At 27.9% G+C, this 21,920-nt stretch carries 27 protein-coding genes; 14 read left to right on the forward strand and 13 right to left on the reverse strand.

The window, feature by feature from the left end:
* Positions 1 to 46: 46 nt before the first annotated feature.
* From BN2409_RS15240 to BN2409_RS15255, 4 genes are all read right to left on the reverse strand, one after another.
* Entirely contained in the window at positions 47 to 1,282 is a 1,236-nt protein-coding gene (locus tag BN2409_RS15240) for a hypothetical protein (RefSeq protein ID WP_053957458.1), read from the reverse strand.
* Positions 1,283 to 1,578: 296 nt separating this feature from the next.
* A complete protein-coding gene (locus tag BN2409_RS15245) occupies positions 1,579 to 2,598 on the reverse strand; it encodes a hypothetical protein (RefSeq protein WP_053957459.1) in 1,020 nt (339 codons plus the stop codon).
* Positions 2,599 to 2,658: 60 nt separating this feature from the next.
* Positions 2,659 to 3,477, reverse strand: a complete 819-nt coding sequence (locus BN2409_RS15250) for an nSTAND3 domain-containing NTPase (RefSeq protein ID WP_199873063.1) — start codon at positions 3,475 to 3,477, stop codon at positions 2,659 to 2,661.
* A 7-nt stretch (positions 3,478 to 3,484) separates the two neighbouring features.
* Complete coding sequence (locus tag BN2409_RS15255) at positions 3,485 to 3,673, reverse strand: hypothetical protein (RefSeq protein WP_053957461.1); 189 nt, start codon at positions 3,671 to 3,673, stop codon at positions 3,485 to 3,487.
* Between the two features lie 272 nt (positions 3,674 to 3,945).
* Between BN2409_RS15255 and BN2409_RS15260 the strand changes: the two genes are divergently transcribed.
* Positions 3,946 to 4,242: a hypothetical protein gene (locus BN2409_RS15260; protein ID WP_053957462.1), complete on the forward strand. Its 297-nt coding sequence runs from the start codon at positions 3,946 to 3,948 to the stop codon at positions 4,240 to 4,242.
* Positions 4,243 to 4,477: 235 nt separating this feature from the next.
* Positions 4,478 to 5,011, forward strand: a complete 534-nt coding sequence (locus BN2409_RS15265; RefSeq protein WP_053957463.1) for a dihydrofolate reductase family protein — start codon at positions 4,478 to 4,480, stop codon at positions 5,009 to 5,011.
* A gap of 377 nt (positions 5,012 to 5,388) precedes the next feature.
* Here the strand turns inward: BN2409_RS15265 and BN2409_RS15270 are convergent, their stop codons facing one another.
* Positions 5,389 to 5,736 (reverse strand): four-helix bundle copper-binding protein, encoded by a 348-nt coding sequence (locus BN2409_RS15270; protein WP_053957464.1) that lies wholly within the window; start codon positions 5,734 to 5,736, stop codon positions 5,389 to 5,391.
* Positions 5,737 to 6,048: 312 nt separating this feature from the next.
* Complete coding sequence (locus BN2409_RS15275; protein ID WP_053957465.1) at positions 6,049 to 7,743, reverse strand: methyl-accepting chemotaxis protein; 1,695 nt, start codon at positions 7,741 to 7,743, stop codon at positions 6,049 to 6,051.
* A gap of 602 nt (positions 7,744 to 8,345) precedes the next feature.
* Here BN2409_RS15275 and BN2409_RS17375 point away from each other — a divergent pair.
* On the forward strand, positions 8,346 to 8,702 hold the full coding sequence (locus BN2409_RS17375; RefSeq protein ID WP_199873064.1) for a hypothetical protein: 357 nt from the start codon (positions 8,346 to 8,348) through the stop codon (positions 8,700 to 8,702).
* Positions 8,703 to 9,499: 797 nt separating this feature from the next.
* Here the strand turns inward: BN2409_RS17375 and BN2409_RS17380 are convergent.
* On the reverse strand, positions 9,500 to 9,649 hold the full coding sequence (locus tag BN2409_RS17380; RefSeq protein ID WP_199873065.1) for a hypothetical protein: 150 nt from the start codon (positions 9,647 to 9,649) through the stop codon (positions 9,500 to 9,502).
* Between the two features lie 106 nt (positions 9,650 to 9,755).
* Between BN2409_RS17380 and BN2409_RS15285 the strand changes: the two genes are divergently transcribed.
* Together BN2409_RS15285 and BN2409_RS15290 are read left to right on the forward strand one after the other, a co-directional pair.
* A complete protein-coding gene (locus BN2409_RS15285) occupies positions 9,756 to 9,947 on the forward strand; it encodes a recombinase family protein (protein ID WP_053957467.1) in 192 nt (63 codons plus the stop codon).
* Positions 9,947 to 10,804 carry a recombinase family protein gene (locus BN2409_RS15290; RefSeq protein WP_242847992.1) on the forward strand — a complete coding sequence of 286 codons (858 nt, stop codon included), beginning with the start codon at positions 9,947 to 9,949 and terminating at the stop codon, positions 10,802 to 10,804. The genes BN2409_RS15285 and BN2409_RS15290 overlap by 1 nt, the downstream gene beginning before the upstream one ends.
* On the opposite strand, the gene BN2409_RS17865 is transcribed toward BN2409_RS15290, so the two are convergent.
* Entirely contained in the window at positions 10,767 to 10,970 is a 204-nt protein-coding gene (locus tag BN2409_RS17865) for an ATP-binding protein (RefSeq protein WP_110943174.1), read from the reverse strand. The two genes, BN2409_RS15290 and BN2409_RS17865, sit on opposite strands and share 38 nt — an antisense overlap.
* A 317-nt stretch (positions 10,971 to 11,287) precedes the next feature.
* Here BN2409_RS17865 and BN2409_RS15295 point away from each other — a divergent pair, with 317 nt between their 5' ends.
* Positions 11,288 to 11,602 (forward strand): hypothetical protein, encoded by a 315-nt coding sequence (locus BN2409_RS15295; RefSeq protein ID WP_053957469.1) that lies wholly within the window; start codon positions 11,288 to 11,290, stop codon positions 11,600 to 11,602.
* 1,025 nt (positions 11,603 to 12,627) lie between these two features.
* On the opposite strand, the gene BN2409_RS15305 is transcribed toward BN2409_RS15295, so the two are convergent.
* The gene (locus tag BN2409_RS15305; protein WP_053957471.1) at positions 12,628 to 13,188 is read right to left on the reverse strand and encodes a hypothetical protein; all 561 of its coding nucleotides are present in this window, start codon (positions 13,186 to 13,188) and stop codon (positions 12,628 to 12,630) included.
* 247 nt (positions 13,189 to 13,435) lie between these two features.
* On the opposite strand from BN2409_RS15305, the gene BN2409_RS15310 reads away from it, so the two are divergent.
* From BN2409_RS15310 to BN2409_RS15320, 3 genes are all read left to right on the forward strand, one after another.
* Positions 13,436 to 13,627: a hypothetical protein gene (locus BN2409_RS15310; protein WP_053957472.1), complete on the forward strand. Its 192-nt coding sequence runs from the start codon at positions 13,436 to 13,438 to the stop codon at positions 13,625 to 13,627.
* 63 nt (positions 13,628 to 13,690) lie between these two features.
* Positions 13,691 to 14,167: a GNAT family N-acetyltransferase gene (locus tag BN2409_RS15315; protein WP_053957473.1), complete on the forward strand. Its 477-nt coding sequence runs from the start codon at positions 13,691 to 13,693 to the stop codon at positions 14,165 to 14,167.
* 105 nt (positions 14,168 to 14,272) lie between these two features.
* Positions 14,273 to 14,659, forward strand: coding sequence for a DUF5071 domain-containing protein (locus BN2409_RS15320; RefSeq protein ID WP_053957474.1), 387 nt, complete (start codon positions 14,273 to 14,275; stop codon positions 14,657 to 14,659).
* Positions 14,660 to 14,955: 296 nt separating this feature from the next.
* On the opposite strand, the gene BN2409_RS15325 is transcribed toward BN2409_RS15320, so the two are convergent.
* Entirely contained in the window at positions 14,956 to 15,408 is a 453-nt protein-coding gene (locus BN2409_RS15325) for a hypothetical protein (RefSeq protein WP_053957475.1), read from the reverse strand.
* A 576-nt stretch (positions 15,409 to 15,984) separates the two neighbouring features.
* Here BN2409_RS15325 and BN2409_RS15330 point away from each other — a divergent pair.
* The gene (locus BN2409_RS15330) at positions 15,985 to 16,170 is read left to right on the forward strand and encodes a DUF4177 domain-containing protein (RefSeq protein WP_053957476.1); all 186 of its coding nucleotides are present in this window, start codon (positions 15,985 to 15,987) and stop codon (positions 16,168 to 16,170) included.
* A gap of 115 nt (positions 16,171 to 16,285) precedes the next feature.
* A complete protein-coding gene (locus BN2409_RS15335) occupies positions 16,286 to 17,140 on the forward strand; it encodes a GNAT family N-acetyltransferase (RefSeq protein WP_053957477.1) in 855 nt (284 codons plus the stop codon).
* A gap of 249 nt (positions 17,141 to 17,389) precedes the next feature.
* Here BN2409_RS15335 and BN2409_RS15340 read toward each other — a convergent pair whose 3' ends face one another.
* Together BN2409_RS15340 and BN2409_RS15345 are read right to left on the reverse strand one after the other, a co-directional pair.
* Positions 17,390 to 17,932 carry an RNA 2'-phosphotransferase gene (locus tag BN2409_RS15340; protein ID WP_053957478.1) on the reverse strand — a complete coding sequence of 181 codons (543 nt, stop codon included), beginning with the start codon at positions 17,930 to 17,932 and terminating at the stop codon, positions 17,390 to 17,392.
* 186 nt (positions 17,933 to 18,118) lie between these two features.
* Entirely contained in the window at positions 18,119 to 19,084 is a 966-nt protein-coding gene (locus tag BN2409_RS15345; protein ID WP_053957479.1) for an MORN repeat-containing protein, read from the reverse strand.
* A gap of 354 nt (positions 19,085 to 19,438) precedes the next feature.
* Between BN2409_RS15345 and BN2409_RS15350 the strand changes: the two genes are divergently transcribed.
* The gene (locus BN2409_RS15350; RefSeq protein WP_053957480.1) at positions 19,439 to 19,645 is read left to right on the forward strand and encodes a PF20097 family protein; all 207 of its coding nucleotides are present in this window, start codon (positions 19,439 to 19,441) and stop codon (positions 19,643 to 19,645) included.
* 100 nt (positions 19,646 to 19,745) lie between these two features.
* Here BN2409_RS15350 and BN2409_RS17020 read toward each other — a convergent pair whose 3' ends face one another.
* The gene (locus tag BN2409_RS17020; RefSeq protein ID WP_278320234.1) at positions 19,746 to 19,940 is read right to left on the reverse strand and encodes a helix-turn-helix domain-containing protein; all 195 of its coding nucleotides are present in this window, start codon (positions 19,938 to 19,940) and stop codon (positions 19,746 to 19,748) included.
* A 116-nt stretch (positions 19,941 to 20,056) separates the two neighbouring features.
* On the opposite strand from BN2409_RS17020, the gene BN2409_RS15355 reads away from it, so the two are divergent.
* On the forward strand, positions 20,057 to 21,010 hold the full coding sequence (locus BN2409_RS15355; protein WP_330375486.1) for a DMT family transporter: 954 nt from the start codon (positions 20,057 to 20,059) through the stop codon (positions 21,008 to 21,010).
* Positions 21,011 to 21,444: 434 nt separating this feature from the next.
* Positions 21,445 to 21,846: a GNAT family N-acetyltransferase gene (locus BN2409_RS15360; protein WP_053957482.1), complete on the forward strand. Its 402-nt coding sequence runs from the start codon at positions 21,445 to 21,447 to the stop codon at positions 21,844 to 21,846.
* Positions 21,847 to 21,920: the final 74 nt, after the last annotated feature.

Below are 21,920 nucleotides of genomic sequence, written 5' to 3' on the forward strand. Positions count from 1 at the left end.
GAAATTTTTGCATGAAAAAAGAGACATCTATAAATTTCATGTCTCCTTATTTTTCATTTGACATTACATGGTCTATACATTGCTTGCTTTTACCTAGACCTCTTAACTTCTTAATTTCCTCAGATACTAATGGCTTTATTTCTAGTAATTTAGATTTTATAAAATTTAAATATTCATTAATTAAGCTATCTTGGTTTTTTAAAAATTCACTATGCTGATCCTTCTGTGTGTTTTTTAATATATATATTGAAACAGCATAGGATACAAAAAAAGCAACGACAATAATATTAGTAAACAATCCAATGAAATAAATCAAATATATTCCAATAGGTATAGCAGCAGATTGTGAGTCAATTTGATTAGGTAATTTAAACTGATCTGCACTAGGATACTCTAATAAATATTTTGCCCCTCTATACGAATAGCTCGCCATATATGTACAAATTTCATCATTACTTATTACAATCTTTTCATCTCTATTAAAATATTCAGGATAATATGCTGTAATAAAGAAACCTATTGATACTGTTAAAAAAAATAAAACTAGAATATATAATGGTATTCCTATAGTAATAGTGCCTTTCAACGAACCCATATCTAGAATAGTTTTCAATGATACAAATAAAAACATAATGACATATATGCTGATAGCAAATAGTATATATAGTTCTTTATCATTCTTAATCCCATAATTTTTTACATTTTCAAATGGTATTAATGAAATAGATACCATACTAACTATTGTAAAAATCAACACTACCCCCATCACAATACTACATCCAAATTCTCTTTGCTGTAATGAAAACTTTAACCCCCCTATAACTATTATAGTAAACAGCAACCATATCGAAAATGCTGAACAAATAACTAGCAACTTATCCAGTAATGTGTTTGTAGGGTAGTTTTTACTTAATATGAAATACCCTAAGCCTATTCCTATAAGATACGTTACTATTAAATATATTAATTCCTTCAAACTTTTACATTTACCAAAAATCAATATACTCCTCACAAATATATTTATCAAATCACAAAATACCTTTTTAAATCCTTTAATTAGTTTCCTTAAATACATTAATGGATCTATAAAACATAAGTAATAAATCGAATTAATAGAATCTAGCATCTTTTTCCTAAATATAATTTCTTTACTAAACTTTCTCTTGTTCACCTTATCGCGAGAATTCTTATCTTTATCATACACAATTAAGCTCAAGATGCTTCTAAAGCTTAACACTGTAAAAATCGCTATCATCAAATACTTTATTATCTTTGATTCCACAATAACTCACTCCTTAATTCTGTATAAAAAAATTGTTTAATTCTAAATATACATCTTTTAAAGTATATTTACGAAGTCACACACTCCTGTATCGCCTTAATTTCATTCAATATCATTCTCTTTCCCTTGATTATCCTTCACTATTTTCAATTTTATCTTTTGAATTATAATAATATATCAGCCACATACATCTTAAACGATTTTTACCATAAAGTTTGTAAAATTGTGTCGAGTAAAGAAACTTTTGCATGAAAAAAGGTGATTGTAAAATCACCTTGGGGGTTGAATAATATATATTATCTAGCATTGTCAAAATCAATCACTGCATCTTCAATAATATCATATATGTAATTACTACTATCCGAGTAATCCATGTCTTCTGCATCTATATTATATATATGATATTTTTTTATTATATTCAAAATTTCATCTTTACACCATTCAAAATCAAAGTCATCAAACATACTTTGAAATACATAATCAACAATCTCATCATAATAGTATTCATCACCTATACCATAATTTTGAAATGCATCGTCCAGATAATCTTCAATATTATCTTCTATCCAAGAAGCCCACACACTTTCTCCAATATCCTTTAATACATCTTCAATTTGATTTTGAATAAACATATCCATTCTTTTAAAATCAAATCCTTTTTCGTCTTTTCTTATAGTGAGCTCAATTAAACTCCATATATTTTCTTTATCCGCAAATCGAAATAAACGTTTAACATATTTGTCATCATTCAAAATTTCTCTCAAATTATAGTTTAATTTAATTATGTTTAAAATATGTTTACTATCAGGGTAAAAAAGAACAAATGATTCATCTTCTAAAATATTCTTCATAGCCTTAATAACTATTGGTTCATGCCTTTGATCATCAATTTTGAATTCATATAAATATTTTAAGTATTGTATGGATATATTGTTCCTAAAATGGATTGGCATGCTATTGCTCATCTCATATGTAATAGGTAATACTTTAAAATTCAAAATGGGAGGCTGCTTACAATTGTTCTCCAGTAATATTAAATCTCGAATATATTTTTTATTAATATCTAATTTTTCAATTTGCTCAAAGTAAATAGCTGTTTTAATAATTTCTTTTCTATCACGTAGAGAAAGTTTATCTTCTAAATACTCCAATAAAGAAGGATGAATAAACTCTATTTTGTTATCATCAATATTAATTAATGATTCAATACGTTTATGAATATCTGGTAATGAGACATCTGGAAGTATATCTAATTGCTGTATATAATTTTCGAAACATTCATCCACAATATCTTGTTTAATAAAATTATTTGACAATGAATAAAGTATATTAACATACTGGCGAGAAGATTCATCTAGTGCTTTTATCTCTTTCTCTCATACATCTTTTGGATTGTTTAAATATCTTAAAAATATTGTTTCGTAATCAGATATATTTACTTTAGAACATACTTTAGTAGCTTCCTTAATAATAAGTGGGCTAAAATTTGAATGGTCAAGAATATTTTCTATTATTTTATTAGTCCAAAGTTTTTGCTCCAATAACTCTTTCATTTTATTAAGTATTTTATTTTTGTCACAATACTTAATTAATATATTTATTTTATCTTCATTCCTTGTCCATTTTTCTAAATCAAAAATTGTAACATTGGATTGTATCAATTTATTAAATTTCTCACTATACACTTTGGCATCCTGAAAGATCGTTTTTCTAGAATTAAAAATAAACTTCTTATTTGAATAAAATTCAATATTTTTTAACAACTCCTCCAACTTATCAAAATAAAATTTAGAATTATTCAATTTTGTATCTCCTAAAAAGTCATTAAAAATCCAAACTTCTTTTTCTTCAGTCTTTTGATCCATTAGATAACAAATATTTTGAAGTTCATTTTCATTAGGACACCTAATAAATTTAACTTTATAATTTTCAATGAAATTGTTAGCAACCATAATTGATGTATCTGTTTTTCCTATCCCAGAACATCCTATAAACATCACCGCATTTGAATGTTGTAATTCAGCTATAGCTCTCTCATATTGTAATGTTTCTGTAAAATATTTTTTTAATTTCTCTATTTTATTAGTAATAAATGAATCACTGTACTGTTTCATCGATTCACTACCAAATTTGAATATATAGTTATTGTTAATTCTACTAATACCTCCAGAAATCAAAATATTGTCATCTCTCATTTTATTATTACTTATGTCGTGTTCCATCAAAATTACCTCCAATAATTATATTACGATCATGCATTTTATTTTTTTGAATTATATTCTCTTTTGTACTTATCTGTTGATTTATTTTTACTACTTTACTTACTGCAAATATTGATGCAGCTAAACTAACAATTGAGCACATACCTGAAATAAAATTGAAAATTTTCATTATATAAACTCTCCCATATTCATTAATTTAAAAAATATTTTTGTTGACTTTAGAATCTCAATTATATCAATCAACAATATACATATACATTCTAAACGATTTATGTCGTAAAGTTTGTCATTTTGTGACGAATAAAAGAAATATTTAATTCGGAATGGTGCTTCTACTATTTTTATAAATTTTTGATTGATGAATGGAAAATGTTGTATAATATAAAAAATGATTTCTAATGTAATGTATCATAGTAAATATTGAATACTAGGAGGAATCAAATGCGAATTCTAAAATATAATTTATTTCCTGAAGCATATAGCTCACATAATAAATTTGTGTCTAAAGAAGGTACTATTGCTGAGTTAATAATGGATACTGGAATGCTTTTAAATTCTGATTTTGACAAGGTAATTCCTACACTTAATATACTGAATAATATATTTTTACAAGGAGATTATCCTCGTGCTGGTGAATGGGAACCCTTTGAGATCACACAAGAAGAATATCTAGAATTAGTAGCATACCTATGTTCATTACCTTTACCAAGACCATATAGGACTAACGAAAATGTATAAGAGTTTTTTATGAAATGATACTATGTTGATTAAATACCTTTTAGGCGGTGATTAGAATTAAAGATTCAACCAACGTAAGGATAATTAACATGGAATGGCTTTCTAAAGAAGGAAATGAGGCAATCGTATCATTTGAGATAAAAATGAATAGCATAGGGTAAAATTTATCTCATAGAATTTATCCTATGATTAATGGAAAAAGTTTTTTAGCATAAAAAATAAAGGAGATAAACTAATGAGCAGAAGCATAATACTTTATATCGCAACAAGTTTAGATGGATATATAGCAAGGAATAACGGAGCAGTTGATTGGCTAAGTGGTAATGGCGAGAACCCTAATGCTGATAATGGATACGATGCTTTTTATAGTACAATAGATACCATTATAATGGGAAGAACTACATATGAACAGATTATTAATGTACTATCCCCTAATATTTGGGTTTATGAAGGAAAAAAATGTTACGTGGCCACCACAAGAAAAAGTGAAATACATAACAAAGTAGAGTTTATATCAAATGATATTACTGGATTTGTTAGAAACTTAAAAAAACAACAAGGTAAAGATATTTGGCTCGTTGGTGGTGGAAAGTTAATCGACCAATTTATTAAGCAAGACCTTATAGATAAGTACATTATAACAATGGTACCAATTATCCTAGGTGATGGACTTCCCCTATTTTTAAAGGAAAATCCAGAAATTAAACTTAGACTTATTGAAACAAAAATGGTTGATGGTATGGTTGAACTCAGCTATGTTAGAAGATAATTTCTTCTAACATAGTGTTTAATAGCTTTGATCTGCTTTTCTTATGTTACACAGTAATAGCAAACTGTGAAGTAAAGATTATTTAGATAATGCACAGACAAATAGTAATTTGAGAGGAGAAATTTATATGAATATTGCCCTTTGGATTGCAATAGGTGCTACTTTTTTATGTGTTTTTGTGGCTAACAATAAAAAATGTAAGAAGAAATAAATTCCAATTTATAGAGTTAAAATAACATAATTTTAGCTTTAGTTATATCGCATCTTTCTTATTTTACGGCATAGTAAAATATGGAGTAACAAGTGTATTATTTAACAAAAATATAAATAAGCATGAAGTAAATTTATTATTTACTTCATGCTTTGATTTTAGTTTATTACATACCAGCCATCTTTCTACATTCATCTGCACATTTTCTGCATTCTTGTGCACATTTTTGACAGTGGTCATCTTTAAACATTTCACATTCTTGTGCACATTTATCACAAATGGTTGCACACATTTGGCAATGTTCTTTTGCAAATTGAGCATCCATTGACATAAGTCCTGCTGACATTTGACACATTTGTGCACATTCAACAAGAATACTTATACAGTTCTTTCTAGCTGCAACATCGGCTTCGTTTAGACATGCCTTAAAGCATTCATAACATGCTTGAGCACAACGGTTACATGCATCAATACATGATTGATATTTGTCTGTTGTATTAGTTACTATACCCATATTAAACACTCCTTTTCATTTACTATCTAGTACTGGGTATATTATTTGCGAGTATAAGTTTTTTATACAAGTATAAATAATATTTAAGTCATGGGCTTCTCATTTTACGCAACCGTAAAATAGTATAGGATAAAATTTTATTTTGTGGAATCTAGCTTAAAGAAAATACTTTTTTAAAATATGAACTAAGGGAAGCCCTTTTGGACTTCCCTATTTTTATTGTAGGATTAATGTTAACAAGTAGATTTAATATGAAGATATATATAAGTTATAAGAGCCAAGGGTTTTAAAGACTGCTTGGCTCTTATAACTCTAGGCCTTAAATTTTCCAACCATTTTACTTAGATTATCTGACAATGCTTCTAATATTGATATACTTTCTGATACTTTTGTCATCCCGTTATTCTGCTCCTGTGCTGAAGCTGCTGTTTCTTCAATTCCTGCAGAATTTTCTTCTGATATTTCTGCGACTTTTTCCATTTCTTCTTCTATTCTTTTGCTATTATCTGAAATTTTCTTAAGGTTAGAAGATACATCATTTATTCTATTCCCCATTTCCAGAACTTTTGAGTTTATTGACTTGAACGTTTCTCCAGTATCTTTAATTTGGCGAGTTCCTATTTCAACTTGCTCATACCCTTCTTTTAATGACTGTGATACTATATTTGATTCTTTTTGTATATCAATGACAATTCCAGTGATTTCATTAACAGAATTTCCTGCTTCTTCAGCCAATTTTCTAATTTCTTCTGCGACTACCGCAAATCCTTTCCCTGCTTCCCCTGCTCTCGCTGCTTCTATTGCTGCATTTAATGCTAATAAATTAGTTTGTTCTGATATAGATTGAATAACTTGCACTAGTTTAGATATTTCCTTTGACTTGATGTCTAATCCCTCTACTTTATTCACGGACTCTTTAACTACATTATTTATAAATAACATTTGATTAACAGAATGTTCCATCTTCTCATTTCCTGATTGGGTAATTTGTAATACCTCGCTTGAGGAATTACTGAGTATCTCCCCACTCTGATATGATTTCTCAATAAGATCAGTTAGTGTTTTACTAGAGGTTGCAACTTCAATTGAGGAACTAGCTTGTTCTTCAGCTCCAGCTGCCATTTCTTCCATAGTAGCAGCAATTTGTTCAGTCCCTTGTTGAAAATCTCCAGCCACTGTTGAGAATTCAATACTCTGCTTTTTAACTTCATTAGTTGTATTCTTTATTTCTATTATAAGACTTTGCAAAGAACCAAGCATTTTATTAAGGGAAGATGCTATTTCTCCTATTTCATCTTTACTATTTATATCAATTCTAGATGTTAAGTCCCCTTCATTATTTGATAGCTCTTTTAACTTACTTGTTATTTCACTCAAATTAGATATTTTTTTAAGTAGAATTGTTATAAATAATACTATTAATATTATAAGAATTATAATTAAAGCTACTGAAGTTATAAACAGTAAATTAGCTTTTTTTCTTATATCTTCAACTTCTGATTCAGCTCTTGAATTCATCATATTTTGAAATTCTTCTATAGGCTTCATAATCTTTTGTTTATTCTCATCATAATTAGAATCAAACATTAATTTTCTTGCTTTTTCAAGGTTACCTTGTTCAACTGCTTGCATAGCCTCATCTTCTGTAGATACTAGTCCATCAGAATTATTTTTTGCTTCCTCAATTAAGTCTAACTCCTCTTGAGGAGTTCCTAGCTCTTTCAATCTATCAACTACCTTATCCCTTGTCTTAGTTGTATTAACTTCTTCCCAATAATTATCATAGAACTTCCTTTCACCATATTGGACATATCTTCTAGCCTGTTCTGTTAAATAGTCAGAAGCATCTTTTAAGTCAATTCCTAGTTGCTTAAACTCCATTTGTCTTTGAACTGCCAACCTTTCATTACTAAATGCTTTATTTAGTAATGAAACTGAACTCATAGTCAAAATAATTATTATAGCAAATACTACGGTCATTATTTTTAAAATTTTTGCAATCTTCACTGTAAAATCTCCCCTTTTCATTCTATTAGTTTCATTAATAAAGAAAATATTTTTTCAAAAATAAAAGTTTAATAGATTATGTGCATTTCGACATTTTTAGACAATATTCCTGCTTTTTTGTATTAAATTTTACTAAGAAAGTTATTTATGTAGTTTTGTTTTTTATTCGACAGTATTAATCATTTTTATCATATGAGAGATAGTATAATCTATGTGAATGAATCTATTACTACAAAGGGGGATTTTTCATAAAAAAAATAATTTCTGCATTATTACTCGCATTGTTTCTTGTACATGCTCCTACACAAGTAGATGGGCATTGAGGAAGAACTGATGCTAACGGAGGTCATAGGGATAATCAAAATAAAAGTGGATTAGGCCCATATCATTATCATTGTGGTGGCCATCCTGCTCACTTACATACAGATGGAGTATGTCCATACTCATCTGAAGCTTCTAAGAAAACTAAAACTAATAGCTCTACAAAATCTTCATACAGTACTCCTCGTGTTGATAATTCCTTGAAAGCTCAGGTTCCGAGTTTCTCTGTACATATAAATGGAACTAAAATCAACACAGATACTTCAGAATATCCACCACTAATGTTTAATGATATTACATATATTCCTTTCACCTCTGACATCCTTACATATCTTAATGTAAGCTATGAATGGGACAATCCTTCATATTTAATATTCAATAGAACTTCAGCAGGTACACCAACAGCGGGCACATTTAGCCCAAACTTTCAAAATGGTAACTCTGCTAAAGGAAGTCGTTGTAATATAGTAAAGATAGATAAAGGAATTATGGTGAATGAAACTCAAATAAGTAATCAATATCCAATTATCAATGCAAAAAATATAAATTATCTTCCTCTTACAGCTGATATAATTTCAAGTCTTGGACTATCACGTGGATGGAATCCCACTACAGGGTTTGAATTGACTGTAAAATAGATAATAGGGCAGAAAGTTTCTGCCCTATTGATTATTAAAATAATAATTAGCTAGCCATAATTATTTCTTATTCTCTTAGAAATACAATAATTTATTCAAATTAATATACTTATATTAAATGAAATTTTTTAATCAAAACACTATACCATACTTTTCAATCTAACTTATTCGGAGGTGCTCTTTTGGACTTAGTAAACTTTATTTTTGATTTTTTTCATAAATATTTTTCTCACTTAAAAAATATAGTTATCAATTTTAAATCCCATGATAATAAATATACAATTTTTGATTCTTTCAAACTGTTATCCCCTATTTTAATTTTATTCTACCTCTTAGGATACTTGTTTTTATACGGATATTATTTTGGAGGAGATTTGAAGAGTAATATGGATTGTCAACATTTCTTTATAATCAATATATAAAATTAAAAAATATGCTCAAGAATTTTCTTAAAGGAATAAATCAAGTATATTATAGATTTTCACTAATTATAATACTAATTAGTACATTGTTCTTTCTATGCTCAGACATTATTGATTTAGGGATTTATATCTCGATGAATATGCCTCCTTCATTTGACACTATTCAATATACAATTCCTCATACTTCTAAAAGTTATACTGAATCCATAACGGGATGTATAGTTACTTGTCAAGATGATATTATATATATATCCACTCCAGAACGTACCTTAATAACTCTTAAAAACTATGCAATAATCTCACATACTAAAAAATAACTCAATACAAAAATCCTAGATTACTAGAATTTTTTACTTTATAATCTTTTATTCTCCTTCACCAAATACTTATTTGTTCACTTGCTTCTTTATATTCTTCATTCCAGTATTTATCCTTATCTATGCCAATCTTCATGCGTATTATCAATATATTTCCTATTCCTCCTATAAAATCTAAAACTAATAATTCTCTCAATATATTCGTCATCTGTTATCTCCCCTTCAACTTAGTAATTATTTTCCATTTTGCTTATATTCCTCACTCCACTATGCTACAATATAATCAAACAAATGTTCTTTAGGAGGGAAACTTTATGCCTACAGCTGCAATTTACGCAAGAAAATCAAAAGCAACTGAAAAAGGCGAATCTATCGAAAATCAAATATCTCGTGGTAAAGCCTTATGCCAGTTGCGAGGATGGGATTATATTATCTATGATGACTTTGATATCTCAGGAAAAACTCTTGAAAGACCTGGATTCGAAAAAATAAAGAAGCAAATCTAATTAAAGACTTTTATACATGGTATCTTGAAGATGATGGTTCTGTAAGAAGTTGTGTATCTAAAGCAAATCAGCTAGGATATAAAACTAAGAATAATGCCTATTGGTCCCATAATCAAATGTCTAGAATGTTGCAAAATCCTCTTTACTGTATAGCTGATACCATAGCTTATGATTATTTTAAAAATAATACTGATGTTCAAATTGTAAATGAAAAACATGAATTTGATGGAAAGCATGGCCTAATGTTTTATAATCTTAGAAAACCACATAAGAAAACTTCAAGAGAACGTGAGGAATCAGAATGGATTCTTACTATAGGAGAGCATAAAGGAATTATTACCGGGGAAATGTATAAAAAAGTACAAAAAAAGCTAAATTCAAACAAATATAAAGCTCCCCGCCATGGACAAAGCATAAAATCCCCTTTTACTGGCCTAGTTCAATGTGGTCGTTGTAAATCATCTATGTCGATTTTTAGTTCTCCTAGAGATTCAAATAATAAATCAAAAGGATATTACCATTATTTCCGATGTATTACCAGAGAACAAAAATCAAAAATACTGTGTGATAATTACAACATTAGAGCCGATTTACTTGAGTATAAAATCGTATCTTATATTAAAAGTTTATGTAATAACAAAGCCTTTGTTTTAAAACTTCTAGACAGTTCCAATGATGATTTGGAAAATAAACGTGTGCCTCTGATTGCTAAAAGAAATAAAATTCAATCTAGTATAGATGGAATCGAAAAAGAAATGAATAATTTAGTTATAGCATTGGGAAAAGGTACTTTACCAGAAATAATGATTCAGAAAAGATTTAAAGAATTAGAAAACCAAAAAAAAAAGAATTCTTAAAAGAAATTAATGAATATGTAAAGTTCCCATATAGTTTTGCAATAGTAACCTCTTCATCTTCAATGGGCTGACGTAACATTTCCAAAACTCTCCTTTCAAATTCAGAAAGTTCATAAAAAATTACTTCTTTAATATATATTCTCCCCTTTGATGTATTTAAAAATATATAGTTTTATACATTTTTTGTAAAAAGCTCTTTATCTATTCATTTTTTCTGAATATTTAATTATTTTTACATTGTATTTTTTCTATATCTAAAAAATTATTATTACAAAACACCTATTTATGCAAATCATTGATTCCTAGACATGAGATATATCAAGGAATTTGTATTTATGGTGTAAGCATATTTTTATTTCTGAAATTGCTATCTTCTCTAACCTTATAATTAATGCATCTTCTTAAAATGCATTATTAACTTGACTGTTATAATTTACCATGGTACTATTATTCTGAATTTTTATTAATTTAGGAGGTATTTATATGTTTAAAGAGCTTCTATCATTTAAAAAAGATTCGGCCTTTAATTTACTACAAAGATTATTTCATATTGGCATATTACCACTATTTCTCCCTGCCTTTTGGTTAGGAAAATATTTTGCTATTTTGTTTCCAGTAGATTGTAAAGTTCCATCTGAGAACCCAGCTTTTTACACATTTGAAACTATGCCAAATGTTCTTCTGGGTATCTTTGTAAGTATATGCTTACTCATCGTTTCAATCTTTATATGGAAAATCATTTGTCAAATCTTACTCATCATATTTGAAGCACTCGAATCTTATATAAATCGCCATTAGTTGGTCCTTGGGTACAATTCATTATTGTACCTGTTTCATTGAACTCTGCTTTATTCTCTACCCCTCACTTTCAAATCTCTGTATGATATAATAAATTAATCAAATTTTATTTTAGGAGTGAATTTTATGCCAATACCTGTTTTAATTGCAATCATAGGCGCAGTTCTTTGTATCTTTCCTATTGTTCTAAGAAAAAATAACCAAAATAAATAGTTGCAAAATCTTATTTTAGCATTAGTTATGAATCTGATCCCCTTAATAAATCATTATGGTAAATTTTTCATCTTAGTTGTATACTACTATTGTTGTCATTGCATACTTGGGAATACAAAGTATTTACTTTGCTTTTACTGGAATTGTTCCTTTCCTTACTCCCTTTGGTTATGCTATGTATTGCTCATGTGTATTTTTAACATTTAACATACCTAACATTCTCCGTTAAAATTCTATTTTGTTTTACAAAATCAATTCAATATGCTCAAGCTTAATTGTATTGCCAAAAAGGAGTTGATTATTTTGGATAGAATATCTCTATTGGGACAATCCTTAATTATTGGTCTTCTAGTTTCATCATTTGTTTATTATATTAATAAAAAATTTAAAATCTATGATATGTTATACACAAAAGTTAAATCTAAATTTATAGCAGAATTAATTATTTTTTTAATTGGCATCTTTATCCTTATATTGATGTATTACATCGGTATTCATTACAAATTTAGTCTTGCCATAGCCCTAGGAATCAGCTTCGGTCTAAATTTTAAAACTCCATAATCTTAACTTTTAAGGCTTTATTTTTAGACATGCTCAATTAAGTCTTTCTTCACTTTTTTTAAAACAAGGCTTCCAACTCTTCTTCGGAATAACCCATTCATCCTCTTTCTTAAAATTCTTCTTCTCTTATGCACTCTACCCGCCTTTCAAAAGTTGTAAAATCATGTGGAGTAAAGAAATTTTTGCATGAAAAAAAGGTGATTGTGAAATCACCTTGGTTATTAATTCTTCGTTATTGGAACTACATGCTTTTACGCACTAGTATCAATAAATCTTTCGTCTATAACTATGTATTTAAGATTCCTTTCATCATATCGAAGAATCTTTATTGTTCCATTTTCAATCAATTTTCTTATTTCAATAGCAAAATCATTAATTCCTGGATAAAATGAATTTACCAATAGTCTTTTTTGATTAGTATTCAAATCATCCCATGAATTTACATCGGTAGGAACTTCACACATTAAACCATATTGTATCCCTAAATCTTGAAAAAAAGCACAACCATGGCAATACATATTATAAAATTTTCTAAGAATTTCACCCGTTTGCTCATGCTGATCTAAAACCCTATCTAACATAGTAATTACTTTATTTTTATAGTATTTTGGATAATCAATGTACTTATCTATAATTTTTTCAATTTCATCCTTTATGAATTTACTCTTGTAATCTAGTGACATTAAATCAATATAATCATCATGATTGATAAACTTTTCGAGTTGTCCTTCTTTATAAACCCATATTTCAAAATCTTTCATAGATAGTTCACCTGCTTTAAGAGACAAATATTGTTTTTCTAAAATATTCATTAGTATACTCACCTCTCTACTTCAACATGATTATCCTAATTATATATTTTATACCTATTTCATTGTAAATTTTGTCATTTTGTGACGAAAAAAGAAATATTTAATTAGGAGTGATACTTAAACTGTTTTTATAAATCTTTGATTGGCGAATGGAAAATGTTGTATAATGATAAGAAACACAAATTAAAAATATTGATCATTAGTTCAATAGATAAGAATTTTTTATTGAAAAGAAGGGAGATTCAAAATGAAATTGAATAGACTTGGAATAGTATTTTTATTGTTTGGTTGCATTTTTTCAAGCATTATAATTAACGTTTCTTATTATACTCAAATTTTTCAAATATTTAATGAAAATATAGCATTTATATTTTTGAATATAGGATTTACTTCTTTAGGACTCATTCTTATAATTAAAGATTTGGTAAATAGAAATTAATACATAATGTTCTGATTTTACACAGCAGTAGAATATTATGAAATACTTACTTAAGGAGGAAATATGAGCATTAGAACTTATGAGTCAAAGGATTGCCAAGAAATAATTAAATTATTTTATGAAACAGTTCATTCAATAAACTCTAAAGACTATACAGAAAAACAACTAGATGTATGGGCTCCTACAGATATAAATATAGATTTATGGGATAAGTCGTTTTTGAAGAATTATACAATTGTATTTACAATAAATGATACAATTGTTGGATTTGGGGATTTAAGCCTTAGTGGGTACCTCGATAGACTTTTTGTTCATAAAAACTACCAAAAACAAGGTATTGCGAAAGAAATTGTTGCAGACTTAGAGAATTATGCTAAAAATATTGGACTAACTACTATTACAACAGAAGCATCAATAACAGCAAAACCATTCTTTGAAAAACAAGGGTATCATGTTATAAAAGCACAACAGATTGAAAGAAAAGATCAATTCCTTATTAATTATAAAATGGAAAAATATATTTTAAACCAATCTAATTAGAAAGACAGATTAATGTGCAATATTCTTATTTTGCGCAACAATGAATAGAATAGGGTAAAATTTTATTTCATGGAATTTATCTGATGAGTATCAAGGGGGATATGTATGAAAAAGAATTGTTTTATACCAAAAGATAAGTTTGACTTTGAAGCAGTGGAGAAAATTAGAAATGCTGATCCAATAAGTATACAACCAGTTTTACCACAGATTTTTGAATGGGTTGAAGACATAAATTGGCCTGTTGCACAAGAACTAGTAAAAGTTTTGGTTAAGTTTGATGAATTGATCATTCCTTTTTTAAAGGATTTAATTGGGAACCCTGATGGCTTGAGAGAATACTCTGTGTATTATTATATGATGCCTTTGCTAACAAATCGACAGTTACTATTATTAAAGGATGAATTAAAACGAGTAGCTAATCATCCATCCCCTTTTGAAAAAGAAGAAGAATATAATAAAATTGCTCTCGAATATCTTGAAAAAATTTTATAAAATACTTAGTCGAGCTACTAGAAATTTTTTTATGTTCTTAGATAATTGTATAAATATGAACTAAGGGAAGCCCAGAAGGGCTTCCCTTAGTTTATTGTAGGATCATTCTAATAACCTATAAGTTTTCATCAATATTATTCATTGATTATTCTATTTGATCTGTTCTTAAAATACCTATAAAAAAGTGCATATCTTCCTGATTTACAATTTTAATATATAAATTTCAAGAAAATATACACCTTATTTTAAATTCTTCAATAGAATAGCTGAATACACTTATATATTACTTTTAGTGACTATTTCAATTCTTGATCTTCAGTTTCTTTGTCTGTAATATAGTTACCTTGTCCTGAACCAATTTTAAATATCCCAATAACTGTCTTACCATCCCATTTATATAATGGAATGAATCGTGAACTTTTATTTTTCATTTTCATAATCTTTACAGCTTCTTGAGGCGACTTTGCTATATCTGCATTTAAATCAGAACTACTAACATATCCTTCAACACCACCCACACCTTCTGCTAAAATTAAATCTGGCTCTTCTTCAATACTTGTGGCTTTTGCAGCACTACCATATGTTTGTCCAGCATCATTAACAGGATACAGACTATTTCTTGCTATATTTTGCTTTTCTAAAGATTTATTTGTAGATAATAACGCATTATCATGTGGTGTAGATATTATTATAAATAAGATAATTAATGTAACAACAACACTCAGTTTAGACAACTTTTTATATTTCATAATTAATTCATCCTTTCTTCAGACAGTACTTTAGCTTATTTTTCCACTCCAAGTTATAATATCTGAATAATTCTACTTCTTGTATATATGATAACATTTTTAACTTATATCTAAAAATATATTTTGTAAAAAATTCAAATTATTTGAAGTTTTTATTTAAACCAAAATATATTCTCCCCTTTGATGTATTTAAAAATAAATAGTTTTTACTATAAAACCATTCACTTCCGTAAACTCTAAACTAATCCTTAATTTCTCATTATTTAGTAAAGATATTATTCCCTGAGATTAGATATGTTCTGATCTCAAGGGGTTTTTAAGCTCTTCTATTTGGTATATTAAACTTCTCTTCATTGAAATTATATAATCTATTTTCTATGATTCTCAATATATAGAAATTTATAAATCAGAATCTAAATAGACATTGCTACAACTGACATTTATTTATCACACCTATCCCCTATCTTATTAATTTGCAAAGATTGTAAGAAGATAATTTTATAAATCTTTGATTGGTATATGGAAAATGTTGTATAATATTTTTATAAATATACTTCGTATAGTGAGGTGAAAAATATGTATGAATATAAATATGTTCAAGCAACTTTAGGAGGTTTCTTTGCCCAAGCCAATCATCATGAAATAATAGATAAACATGCTCAAGAAGGTTGGCGATTAGTACAAGTATTACCTATGTATTATAATTCCCATGGAAAACCCACTGACTATGAAATTATATTTGAACGTGAAATCATAAAATAAATCTATTCCTCTATTTCTTAAGAATACTCGTTTACAATCTTCTTAATTTTATCCCTCAGTAAAAAATACGTCACAAAAATACTTTAGTATAAACGAAAGGTAGGGAGAAATAGATATGTTTATTTATAAAACGCTTGAAAATACAAACATTGAAATACTCCATCAAACATTCTTAAGTGCATTTTCTAATTATCAAGTTAAAATCCATTTGTCCCTTTGGAAGTTTCAGCAAATGCTTCAAAGAAGAGGTTATGTTTCATGTCTTTCAATAGGTGCATTTAAAAATGAAGAGCTGGTGGGATTTGTATTGAATGGATTTAGAAACTGGAATGGGCATCCAACTGTGTATGACATAGGAACAGGTGTTATAGGTGAGTATAGAAAACAAGGGATAACAAGTACTATGCTTTTAAATATTAGAGAGTTGATGAAAGAAAAAAAAGTGGAACAATATTTACTTGAAGTAATCCAATCCAATACATCTGCAATTCAGCTTTACAAAAAACAAGGATTTGAGACTATAAGAAATTTCGGATGTTTTCAGTTAGATAAAAATAAATATAAACCAATAACAACCTATAAAGTTGAACATGTGGATAAAATCAATTCAACTAATTGGAAACGATTAACGGAATTTTGGGATTTCACTCCATCTTGGCAAAATTCTATTGACTCAATCAACACTGTATCAGATACATTTATACATTCTATTATACAGTTTGACGACGCCATCGTGGGATATGGCATTATTGATAAAAAAACAGGAGATATTCCTCAAATAGCAGTAAATAGGAATTATAGACATAAAGGAATTGCAAAAAGTATTGTTACGGATCTATTAAAAAATACAGAATCATGTAAGGTTGCTATTCTTAATGTAGATGACGAGTCTACCTCTACGAAAGAATTTTTACTCGAATTAGGATTTGAATATACTATTGGCCAATATGAAATGATTTCAAAATTATGAGTTTTTTCGCAAAATGAATGATCTCTTATAAAATATTGTGACGTAATATTCTATTTTACGCAGCAGTAGAATAGCATGAGATAAAATTTTATTCTATGAAATTTATCTTACAGAAAATACTTTTTTTAAAAATATGAACTAAGGGAAGTCCTTTTGGACTTCCCTGTTTTTATTGTAGGATTAATACTATTGCAAAACATATGATCTCCCATCATCGCTTGTATTGCTAATTTCGTTAACATTTTTAAATTACATTACACTTATATACTTATTCGGAACATAATCACATAACCATACTTTGTTTTTAGATAAATAGAATTGATATCCATCTAAATACATTTTGCCAGCTTCTATTTTTAGAATCACCGGTATACCTCTTCTCTTCCCCACTATCTTAGCTATTTCAATATTTGTACTTAAATGTACATATTGTCTTTGTCCCTTTTTTATTCCCTCCTTTAAAATAGGGAGTACATACTTTTGTATTGTACCATGATAAAGATATTGAGGTGGAATTTCTTTTTCTAGCTCAATATCAACATCTATAGAATGTCCTTGATTTGCACGAATTTTTGTCCCGTCATCATTATATGTATATCTATCTTTATCATCCATCTTAACGATCTCATCAAGTTGACTACGATTTATTATTTTCCCATTTTTATTCATTCTAAATAATAGATCATCAACATCACACCATCCATGATTATCTAATTTAACTCCTATAATCTCTGGCTTGTGGCGTAAAATCAAACTAATATATTTACTTAATTTCGTATTTGGATTTTCCATAAGATCACTCCTTGAATATTTAGATTGCTTCAATTATTAATATCATCAAATCATACTAGTATTATTTATAAAATAAACTAGTCATGATTTATCTCTTTTTATTTCATTCAACCATAATATCCATAATACTTTTCTATTCATTTATTTCTTCTTGTTTTTTAAATTATACTTCACATTATAAATATTTTAGTTATTAGGTATTACAGTCAATTTTATTAGCTTACCAGGTCCGATCCATTTAATTGAATTATATATATCAGCGATTCCTTCACTTAAGTCTTCTTTTCCATAAACAAAAGTCCCTTTATACTTTATACTCCCATCTTCATTATATAGAGTCCCTTCTCCATGATATCTATTATACTTAAATTCACCTTTATATATCAATTTTGAATTTAAAAATATACTACCCTTACCCTTAAATACATTTTTTTCAAACTGTCCGCAATAATATAATTGACTTTCAAGCAAAGGTAAATCACAAAATATTAATTCAGTAGTATTTTTGCTTAGTAATTTTTGATACTTTTCCAACTCATTCTGATTTTTATCAACATACTCTCTAGGCCCGTATGCAAAATCAAGGAAACCTCTTTTATGGTCATATTTCATACAGTTTTCTGGAACATAACAATGTCCAAAGTTGTCACGTTCTCCATCCTTAAAATAGCCTTCATATTCTAAATACTTAATTCCCAGACATTCTAAAGGTTCATAAGCTCTATACAGTTTACTTACCTTAGAAGGACTACTAAAATACTTTCCATACCCATTAAATCTACCTTCTTTAAAATAACCTACATATTTCACTGTTACTATTGATTGATTTTCGTTCTTTAATATTTCTGCTAATACCCCTTTTCCACTAGGTAGATTCTCTTCCAATTCTCCTATATATATGTAATTAGTAGGATTAAATGATAGTTTATAATAATCATTTCCAGAGGATTTCTTTTCTACTGTTACAAAATTATAACTTTCCTTTTTATGAAAATTATCAAGTACATTAACAAATTCTTTACGTTCTTCAAACTTACAAAAGTCAATATGACTATGAACATTTGTCTCTAACTCAGTACACTCGCCATATCCGCTTAATGATATACTCATTAATAAACTGCAAATTAATAAATAAAACTTCTTCTTATACATATTCTCCTCCTATTTAGCTTTTATTTAAATTACATACCAAGATGATTAGATTTGTATGTAATATCTAGTATCTTAAATCTGTAATAGCATATCTTTATTCAAAAGGAATAACCACTGCTAGAAAAAGACATCACTAACAATGCTGTAATTTAAATATATCCTTTTCCATCTTAACCCATTATCTCTGCAAATTTTGTCGTTTCATGGCGAAAAAAATATTTAATCTGGAATGTTTCTTCTTCTGTTTTTGTAAATCTTTGATAGGTGTATGGAAAATGTTGTATAATAAGATATTGTGAAAGAATGATCATTTATATCACACTCAAACAAACGAAATTTTAGGAGGATCTAAATATGAAATGTCCATATTGTAATACAGAAATGAAAGAAGGAATTTTACAATCTAACCGTTATTTACTGTGGGCAAAAACAAAGCACAAATTATCCTACCATCCAAAAGATGAAGAGATTTTACTTGATGAGAAAATGATTGGCGATGTTACAGTAGAAGCATATATTTGCAAAGATTGTAAAAAGATAATTCTTGACTATAATATCTAATAAATTCCAATTTATCGTTTAGTTAATTCTCAACATTCTTTACGTGGCAGTAAAATAGCATAGGTTTAAATTTTATTTTATATTCAAAAATCTACCTAGATTATTTTACACTATATCTATTTCTATATTCAGAAGGTGTACAATTCATATATTTTTTAAATACTTTTCCAAAATAGCTTATTCCATTAAATCCTACATCAAAAGCAATGATAGAAATAGATTTTTTACTTTTTAAAAGTAGTTCTAATGCCTTTAAAATTCTATATTTCATTAAGTATTCAAAAATTTTTATCATCTCGCTAATATAGTTTTAATTTTTGACAATATATTAATTGTTATATATTGAAAATAATAATAAAATTATTATAGATTTATTCAAACCAATCAATATGTTTTCAATAAACTTATAACTTGTTCAGAATACTTGAAAAGAAAGTGAGTGAATATTTAATGAAGTTACAACCAAGGGTAAAAGGAATAATACTTGTAATTATAAGCACCATGTTATGGGGAGTATCAGGTACTGTTGCACAATACTTGTTTCAGAAAAAAGGGTTTAGTCCAGAGTGGCTTGTTGTGATTCGTCTATTAGTATCAGGAATCATTTTGTTATTATATGCTTTTATAAAAAGTAAACAAGATCTATGGATAATCTGGAGATCTAAACATACTATATTGAGTCTCATTCTTTTTAGCATTATAGGGATGTTAGGTGTGCAATATGCCTATTTTGCTGCTATTAAATATGGAAATGCAGCTACAGCCACAATACTTCAATATTTGTCACCAGTGTTAATTACTTGCTATTTAGCTATTCGTACTAAAAAAATGCCGAATTTACAAGAAATTACAGCTGTTGTTTTAGCCATGTTAGGTACATTTTTTATCATTACAAAAGGTAATATACATACTATATCTATTTCTAGATTAACATTATTTTGGGGCATTAGCTCTGCTTTTGCAGCAGCTTTCTATACACTAAAGTCTCATTCTCTTCTTGCTAAATGGAATTCTACAATTATAGTTGGATGGGGAATGCTCATTGGTGGAATAGCTTTTAGTTTCGTTCATAAGCCCTGGAATTTTACAGGTCAATGGTCTATTACTTCAATATTTGCTGTTATATTTGTAGTATTATTTGGAACCCTTATTGCTTTTTATTGCTATTTAGAAAGTTTAAAATATATACAACCAACAGAAGCAAGCATATTATCCTCTGTTGAACCTTTATCTGCAGCTTTTTTATCGGTATTATGGTTACATGTTCCTTTAGGTATGTCTCAATGGTTAGGAACAGCATGCATTATATTTACAGTTGTAATTTTATCTCGTGCAAAAAATAAGGAAAGTATTGTTGAGTTTTAAAAGTATAAAAGTAGTTAAAATTTTATTAAAATATGAACTGAGGGAAGCCCTTTTATCCTTCCCTGTTTTTATTGTAGGATTAATACTAATAACCTGTAGGTTTTCATCAATATTATTCATTTATTATTCTATTTGATCTGTTATTAAAATACCTATAAAACAGTGCATATCTTCTTGATTGACAATACTTCACTATGCTACAATATAATCAAACATGCGTTCTTTAAAAGGAAATTTCTATGCCTACATCTGCAATTTATGTAATAAATCAAGAGTAACTGAAAAAGGCGAATTCAAATATCTCACGGTAAAGCCTTATGTCCGTTATGAAGATGGGATTATATTATCTATGATAACTTTGACTCTCAAAAGACCGTGATTCGAAAAGAGGATGGACAAAATTTGTAATAGTAAAATAACGGAGGTAGATAGATATGAATATAAAATACAACGCCCCTTCAGCGGTGGAATATATTTCTTTGAGACTAAAAACAGGAATGGGAACAAAAAATTTATCAAAAACAGAAATTGCCTTGAAAAACTCATTATTTATTGTTTCTTTGTGGGACAAGGACAGGTTGATTGGATTTGGAAGAATTGTCGGTGACCAAGGTATAACTTATGTTGTGTCTGATATTATGGTAGATCCAGACTATCAGCGTCAAGGTCTAGGAAAAATTATTATGAAAGAAATTGATTCCTATTTAGAACAGAATACTGATCAGCACCCATATGTGTGTTTGATTGCTAATAAGCCTGCAGATACACTCTATTCTAAATTTGGATTTGAATATGTAGAACCAAACTCTTGTGGGATGAAAAGAAAACAAAATTAATGTTATACTTCAAATGGTTTTGCTAAATAAGTTTTTCATCTCCATGTTCGATTTTGGGGAGATTGAAATAAATT

It is taken from the genome of Inediibacterium massiliense (genome assembly GCF_001282725.1).
Classification (GTDB): Bacteria; Bacillota; Clostridia; order Peptostreptococcales; family Thermotaleaceae; genus Anaerophilus; species Anaerophilus massiliensis.